This window comes from Methanoculleus sp. UBA413, assembly GCF_002502935.1.
GTDB lineage: Archaea > Halobacteriota > Methanomicrobia > Methanomicrobiales > Methanoculleaceae > Methanoculleus > Methanoculleus bourgensis.
The window spans coordinates 439-7,627 of record NZ_DAQR01000046.1 but is presented as its reverse complement, the minus strand read 5'-3'; the positions used below and the strand labels follow the sequence as shown (position 1 = coordinate 7,627).

Annotated in this window: 7 protein-coding genes; 6 read left to right on the top strand and 1 reads right to left on the bottom strand. The window is 62.5% G+C overall.

Translation table 11 applies throughout. The features are described 5' to 3' along the window. Positions 1-148: 148 nt before the first annotated feature. Entirely contained in the window at positions 149-895 is a 747-nt protein-coding gene (gpmA, locus tag BP858_RS03575; protein WP_214167052.1) for a 2,3-diphosphoglycerate-dependent phosphoglycerate mutase, read from the bottom strand. A 173-nt stretch (positions 896-1,068) separates the two neighbouring features. On the opposite strand from gpmA, the gene BP858_RS03570 reads away from it, so the two are divergent. The 6 genes from BP858_RS03570 to BP858_RS03545 all read left to right on the top strand — a co-directional run. After that, positions 1,069-2,280, top strand: coding sequence for a phosphoglycerate kinase (locus tag BP858_RS03570; protein WP_286878859.1), 1,212 nt, complete (start codon positions 1,069-1,071; stop codon positions 2,278-2,280). Beyond that, positions 2,277-3,248, top strand: a complete 972-nt coding sequence (locus tag BP858_RS03565; RefSeq protein ID WP_214167050.1) for an ATP-dependent 6-phosphofructokinase — start codon at positions 2,277-2,279, stop codon at positions 3,246-3,248. The genes BP858_RS03570 and BP858_RS03565 overlap by 4 nt, the downstream gene beginning before the upstream one ends. A gap of 69 nt (positions 3,249-3,317) precedes the next feature. Then, positions 3,318-4,289 (top strand): ABC transporter ATP-binding protein, encoded by a 972-nt coding sequence (locus tag BP858_RS03560; RefSeq protein ID WP_062265324.1) that lies wholly within the window; start codon positions 3,318-3,320, stop codon positions 4,287-4,289. Then, complete coding sequence (locus BP858_RS03555) at positions 4,273-5,025, top strand: ABC transporter permease (protein WP_062265327.1); 753 nt, start codon at positions 4,273-4,275, stop codon at positions 5,023-5,025. Before BP858_RS03560 ends, BP858_RS03555 begins: the two co-directional genes overlap by 17 nt. 88 nt (positions 5,026-5,113) lie before the next feature. After that, positions 5,114-5,674: a PH domain-containing protein gene (locus BP858_RS03550; protein ID WP_014868080.1), complete on the top strand. Its 561-nt coding sequence runs from the start codon at positions 5,114-5,116 to the stop codon at positions 5,672-5,674. 178 nt (positions 5,675-5,852) lie between these two features. Then, positions 5,853-7,189, top strand: a 1,337-nt coding sequence (locus tag BP858_RS03545; protein WP_286878857.1) for a PH domain-containing protein, incomplete at its 3' end; no start/stop codon positions are given.

Below are 7,189 nucleotides of genomic sequence, written 5' to 3'. Positions count from 1 at the left end.
CCTCCCCGTCAGCCCCTCCCCCCAAGGGCAATATCCACCACGGTCCGGTATACTGGGACAAACCCGGGAAACTCTTCTCTGGAGCCACACCCCGGGGCACGGCTCCTCCCGCCGGGTATCCCCACGCACTCCCCCGCTCCCACCAAACTTACCCCGGTCCTGCCTGCCGGGCCACGCCCCGGGCGGCCGCCGCGATCTCCTCCGGGTCGCCCAGGTAGTAGTGCCTGATAACATTCAGGTCACTGTCCAGTTCGTAGATGAGCGGGTAGCCGGTGGGGATGTTGAGATCCGCTATCTCGTCGTCCGGGATTCCGTCCAGGTGTTTGATGAGGGCGCGGAGGCTGTTTCCGTGAGCCACGATCAGGACCGGCAAACCCTGCCCGAGGTCCGCCGCGATCTGGCTCTCCCAGCAGGGGAGCACCCGCTCGAGCGTGTCGTGCAGGGACTCGGTCGCAGGCAGGCTCTCCGGGTCCAGGTCTGCGTAGCGGGGGTCGAACCGCGGGTGCCGGCGATCGTCCCACGGGAGCGGCGGCGGCCGCACATCATACGCCCTGCGCCAGAGATGCACCTGCTCCGCACCGTACTCCCGGGCGGTCTCCTGCTTATCCAGGCCCTGCAGGGCGCCGTAACTCTTCTCGTTCAGCCGCCACGACCGGTGCACCGGGACGTACATGAGATCGAGGTCGTCCATGACGATCCAGAGCGTCCGGATGGCCCGTTTCAGGACCGAGGTCCAGGCGACGCGGAACGTATACCCGCCGTCCCCAAGAAGCGTCGCCGCCCGGTGGGCCTCTTCGATCCCCCGGGGCGAGAGGTCCACGTCGGTCCAGCCCGTGAACCGGCCTTCCCTGTTCCAGAGGCTCTCGCCGTGCCGCAGCAGGATCAACTCAACCATCGCACTTCCCTGCCCCGGGAGCTTCCAGGCTAAAAATGCTTGCGCATACCCCTGGCGAACACTATATATGCCAATGCAGGCATGCACTGGAATACCGTAATCCTGCGGGGACTGGTCAGGCACCGGCGCGAACGGTCCCGCCGCTCCCCGCTGCTCCGGGGGTTATACCTGATATGCAGAACGTGATACCAAGACGGAAGAAGACCATCCGGGATATTGAGGTTCGGGGGAAGAGGGTGCTTGTCCGTGCTGATTTCAATGTACCGCTCAATGATGACGGCTCCATCGCCGACGATACCCGTATCAGGGCCAGCCTGCCGACGATCCGCTACCTCTGCGAGCAGGATGCACGGGTCATCCTCTGCTCCCACCTGGACCGGCCGCAGGGAGTGGTGGTGAAGCGGTTACGTCTCGCCCTCGTGGCCAACCGGCTCTCGATGCTCCTCGGCCAGCCGGTTCTTGCGCTCCAGGACTGTATCGGCCCTGAGGTCGAGAGTGCGGTTGCCGGGATGAGCGGGGGAGACGTCGTCCTCCTCGAGAACTTGCGGTTCCACCCGGAGGAGCGGGCAGACGACCCGGCCTTCGCGGAGCAACTCGCCAGCCTCGCTGAGATCTACGTCAACGACGCCTTCGGGGCCTCCCACCGGGCCCATGCCTCGATCGTGGGCGTCCCGGAGCACCTGCCGGCGGTGGCCGGGCTCCTGCTCACGAAGGAACTGGACGCCTTTATCCGCATCCTGAAAGACCCCGACCGGCCGTTTGCGGCCGTGATCGGCGGGGCCAAGGTGAGCGACAAGCTGGGTGTCCTTGAAAACATCGTGCCCCGGGTCGACCTTCTTGTCATCGGGGGTGGCATGGCGGCGACGTTCCTTGCAAGCCGGGGCTACGGGACCGGGGCGTCATCCGTCGAGACCGACCGCCTGGATGACGTGCGAGGGATCTCCGCAAAGGCAGCAAAACTCGGTGTCCGCCTCCTCCTACCCCAGGACGTCGTCGTCGCCGGGAGGCTTGACACAGGCGCCGGGGCCCGGGTCGTGCCTGCCACCGCCATCCCGGAGGGGCTGGTCATCGCCGATATCGGCCCCGGGGCGGCGAGCGAGTTCTGCCAGGCGCTTGCCGGATGCCGGACCGTCGTCTGGAACGGCCCGATGGGGGTCTTTGAGGTCCCTGAGTTTGCGGAAGGAACCCGCCGGGTCGCCGCGACCCTCGCCAACCTCCCCGGCACCACGGTCATCGGCGGCGGTTCGACCGCTGATGCAGTGATCCGGTTCGGGCTTGCCGACGAGATGACCCATGTCTCGACCGGCGGCGGGGCCGCGCTCACGATGCTTGCAGGAAAGCCGCTCCCTGGCGTGGAGGCGCTCGAAGATGCGGAGGAGCCATGAGACGCATCGGCATCCTAACGAGCGGCGGCGACGCCCCGGGCATGAACGCCTGCATCAGGGCTGCGGTGCGGACAGCGCTTGCGCATGACCTCGCCATCGTCGGGATACGCCGGGGGTATACCGGGCTCATCGGCGCTGATACGATACCGCTGGACCGCGCTGCGATCAGAAACACCATCCACCTCGGCGGCACCATCCTTGAGACATCCCGGAACTCTGACTTCTACACAAGGGAGGGGAGGCTCCGGGCGGCTGCTGCCATCGAGCGGATGGGGCTTGACGGCATCATCCTGATCGGAGGCGAAGGGACATTCCACGGCGCAAGCCTGCTTGCCGCCGATGCTGACACAGCAGCGCTCGTCGGGGTGCCGGGGAGCATCGACAACGATGTCTACGGGACCGATTACTGCATAGGGTTCGATACGGCGGCAAACTGTGCGGTTGAGGCTATCGACCGCATCCGCGACACGGCCCGATCCCACGAGCGGCTCTTCTTCATCGAGGTGATGGGGCGGACGGCAGGGTTCCTGGCGCTCGAGAGCGGCATCGCCGGCGGCGCCGAGGAACTGGCCATCCCGGAAGAGCAGGTCTCGGTCGCCCGGATGAGCGAGCGGATACGGGCGGGGTTCACGATCGGGAAGAAGAGCGCGATCGTTGTTGTGGCGGAGGGGAAGACGCCCGGCATCTCCTTCCACCTTGCCCGGGAGGTCAAGAAGCACCTTGACGTTGAATCCCGCGTCGTCGTCCTCGGGCACCTCCAGCGGGGCGGGCCGCCGACGCTCCGCGACCGGGTGCTCGGGAGCCTTCTCGGTGTCGCCGCCGTCGAGGCGCTGCTTGAGGGCCGGAGCGGGTGCATGGTGGGAGAGGTTGGGGGAGAACTTGCGTGCACGCCGCTCGAGGAGACCTGGCAGAAGAAGAAACCGCTCAACGAGGACCTGCGGCGGATATTTGCGATCCTCTCTGATTAGAGCGGGAGGGCAGGTATACTGGGGTACCTCTCTATCCCGGGAAAGGAGAGCAGAAGATGGGCTGACTCCATGGACGCAATCGAGGTGATCGGACTCACCAAACGGTTCGGCGACAACATCGCCGTGAACGGAATCAGGTTCAGGGTGGGGGAAGGCGAGACGTTCGGGTTCCTCGGCCCGAACGGGGCGGGCAAGACCACCACCATCAGGATGCTCACCGGCATGACCCGCATCACGAGCGGCCACGCCCTGATCCACGGTCACGATATCGTCCGCGACACCCTGGCCGCAAAGCAGTTGATGGGTATTGTCTCCGAGACATCGAACGTCTACGACGAACTCTCAGCCTGGGACAACCTCATCTTCACCGGCCGGATCTATCATCTCGGGAAGGCGGAGATCCAGAGGAACGCCCGGGACCTCCTCGAGACCTTCGACCTCTACGAACGGCGCCACGAGCCTGCAGAGGCGTTCTCGAAGGGGATGAAACGCCGCCTGACGCTTGCCATGGGGCTCGTGAACAGACCAAGGGTCCTCTTCCTCGACGAACCAACATCCGGGCTTGACGTCCAGAGCCGGCGGATCATCAGGGACGTCGTCCAGGACCTCGCCCAGAAGAACGTCACCATCTTCCTGACGACCCATGACATCGAGGAGGCGAATGTCACCTGCGACCGGGTCGCTATCATCAACCGGGGAACGATCGCGGCGATCGATGCGCCGGAGAAGTTGAAACAGACCTTTGAGAGCCTCCAGTCGGTCGAGGTCTCCTTTGATACCACGAAGCCCGGCCTCCTCGAGGCGCTCAGGACGCTCCCGCAGGTCAATGAGGTCAGGAAAGAGGGGGATAAGTTCCGGCTCTACACCGCGGACCCCCCGGAGGTCCTCGGTTCCCTCTGTGTGCTTGCGAAAGAGCAAAACCTGCGTCCCATCAGCGTCACCACCCGCGGACCGAGCCTGGAGGAGGTCTTTATCCGCCTCACGGGCCTCTCCGTCGGCACAAAGAAGGAGACGGGAGAAGCCGATGCCGGGCTTGCTTGAAGAGATCTCCTATGATCTCGGTGCTGCATGGGCGATAGCAAGGAAGGACATGAAGATCTACTACCTCAAGCCTTCCATCCTGGTATCCAGCCTGCTCTTCCCGTTTGTGATGTTCCTCGCCTTCGCCATAGGGAGGAACGCCCCGCCGGGAACTCTGATCCCCGGTCTCCTTGCTATCACCCTCCTCTTCAGCGCCTCTTCCATCGAACCGGTCTCAATCCCAATCGAGCGGAGGACGAAGACATTCGACCGCCTCCTCTCCGCTCCGGTCTCGGTCCGGGCAATCGTCCTCGGGGCAAGCCTGAGCGGCGCAATATTTGCATCAGCGATCGGCGTCGCGACGACCGCGATCGGTCTGGTCGCCTTCCGCACAGGAATCCTCCACATCGTGGCGCTCCTGACTGGGATCGCGCTCACCTCGCTCTGTTTCTCGACGATGGGCACGCTCTTTGCCGCCTACCGCACAGAGAACGTGGGCGAGGTGATGTCGCTCTTAAACCTCGTCCGCCTGCCCCTCCTCTTCATCAGCGGGGTCTTCATCCCCATCGCGAGCATGCCAGCATGGGGGCAGAGCATCGCTCTCCTCTCGCCTCTCACCTACGCCCACGACCTGATACTCTTTGCGTTCGATGGGACGACCCTCTTTGGCCCGGTCGCCGATACCGCCGTCCTGGTGCTGGCGCTCATCATCTTCCAGGCCGCAGGGGCCCTCCTTTACCAGAGGTCACGGGAGTGAAGAGTGCAGATATTCGACGAGATAACTTAAATTGCGCTCAATCTAAACTCTAACTATGCCTTTTTCCGGCCCGCTTGGAGAGCGATCTATGGTTGATGAGGGAGAGCCGGTTCACGAGATAGGTGCAGGAGGGGAGGGTTACCGAAGGCTGAACCGGAAGTGCATGCTCTCGATGTACATCGGCTATGCCATATCATATGCAGTACTCCTGGTGGCCTACCTCCTCCTGAGGACCTACTCGCAGGAATTCCTGGGCCCTTACTACGACTTTGTTCAATACGCCGCTCTGGCGGTCCTGGCGGTCGCCCTGATCTATATCGTGGCGGCCCCTCCGGTCTACTACGCCCGGTACAGATACCAGATCACTGAAGACAAGGTAGATGTGCGCTATGGCATCCTCGTGATACGACACATCCTGGTGCCGATCGAGCGGGTGCACCAGGTGGAGGTCTCCAGGGGTCCGATTGACACCATGCTCGGGCTCGGGGATGTCACCATAACCACCGCGGGGGGGGATGCGACCATCAACTACCTGGAGATTGAAGAGGCAGAGAAGGTAGCAGACCTGCTCAACGACCTGATCGGGAGAATGCTCCAGGATAGGAAGTCGAATCCCCAGACCCCCTGCCCGGGGCCTGCAGGCGAGTGACAGAAACCGGAGGTAAGAGGTTGCAGCAGCGATACGGACGACACCCTGCCAGAAGAGACGCGGTACCATTCTCCATCGACCTGAACCGGCCACCGGTCGGCGGTACGAACAAGACCGTCCTGAAGGAGACGGCAGAAGCGCGGCCCTGTCGGGATCTCCGTGCCCGGGTGGTATGAGCATGTCCAGCGAAAAAATCAGGTGCCATCCTACCGTCATCGTGGAGAAGACGCTTGGGGCGTTCCCCTCGGTAGTGGTGGTGCTGATCCTCCTCGTTGCATGGATCGATAGCAGCGCAATACTGAGCATGCTTGTGCTCGCTCTTGTCGCGCTCCTGCTCTTCTACTACAGGCAGTGGAAGAGAACGACCATCCAGTTCAATGATACAGATGTCGTTATCGAGAGGGATACCCTCTTTCAGATGAAGAAGACCCTCCCCTATGCAAAGATGGCATCGGTCAACGTGAACCGTGACATACCAAACAGGCTCTTTGGGACATCGAAACTGCTGATCAACATCAATTCCGGGACCAGCGCCATGGTCCCGGAAGCGGTCCTGACGTTTGAGCGGGATGTCGCGGAGAGGCTACGGTCCGAGATGTCGCAACGTCTCTATGACCATGACATCTCCCCGGACGAGGAGGAGACGATCGAGTCCCTGGCAACGTTCACCCCGCTGGACGTGATCATGCACGGTCTCCTCAGTGTCTCAACCTATCAGACCCTGCTTGGCTCGGTGTTCCTGGCCTACTCCCTGTTTGAGCTGTATATCTCTACGGTAGCGGGGGTTCAGGCGGGCGGTGGGGCGATGTTCTCACTCCTGATGTTCGTTGCAGTCCAGGTTGCACCGTCGGTCTCGCTGATACTCCGTTATTACAACTACAAGGTCTACCGCAGGGGCGATACGGTCTACCTGCAGCATGGGCTGATCAGGACCTACAAAACATCTTTCGACGTCTCAAGGATCAATGCCGTCCGTGTCAAGAGCACGCTTGCGGCCCGGCTCCTGGGGAGGTCGTGTATCGAGGCAGAGGTGGTAGGGCTGGTATCAGAGGGCGGGGAGCGTTCGCGTCCGGTTCTCTGTCTGCTCAAAGATGATGCAACCCAGCAGCGGGTTCTCCGGGAGCTGGTGCCGGAGTTTGTTTATGAACGTAGACCGAACAAGCAGCCCGAAGGCGCAAAGCGTGTGCTTCTGATACGGGCCGCCGTAACATCCCTGGTGGTGGCTCTGGCGATGGTCGTCCCTTCAGTGTATGTTTACCGTGAGGTTGCAGCCCTGACCGGGGTCATCGGCACTCCGAGCGTGGTCTTGCAGTATATGCTGCCCCTGGTTGCGGCGCTGGCAATCCTTGCGATACTCTATGCTGCGCATGTCTCTTACAGGGTCACGGAGTTCGACGCCGGTGAAGACCTCTTCACGTTCGTGAACGGCGCCGTCGACCGCGAGACCGTCGTTATGAACTACGATAAGGTGCAGATGGTCTGGATCACGCAGGGGCCGGTCGCCAGGATCTTCGG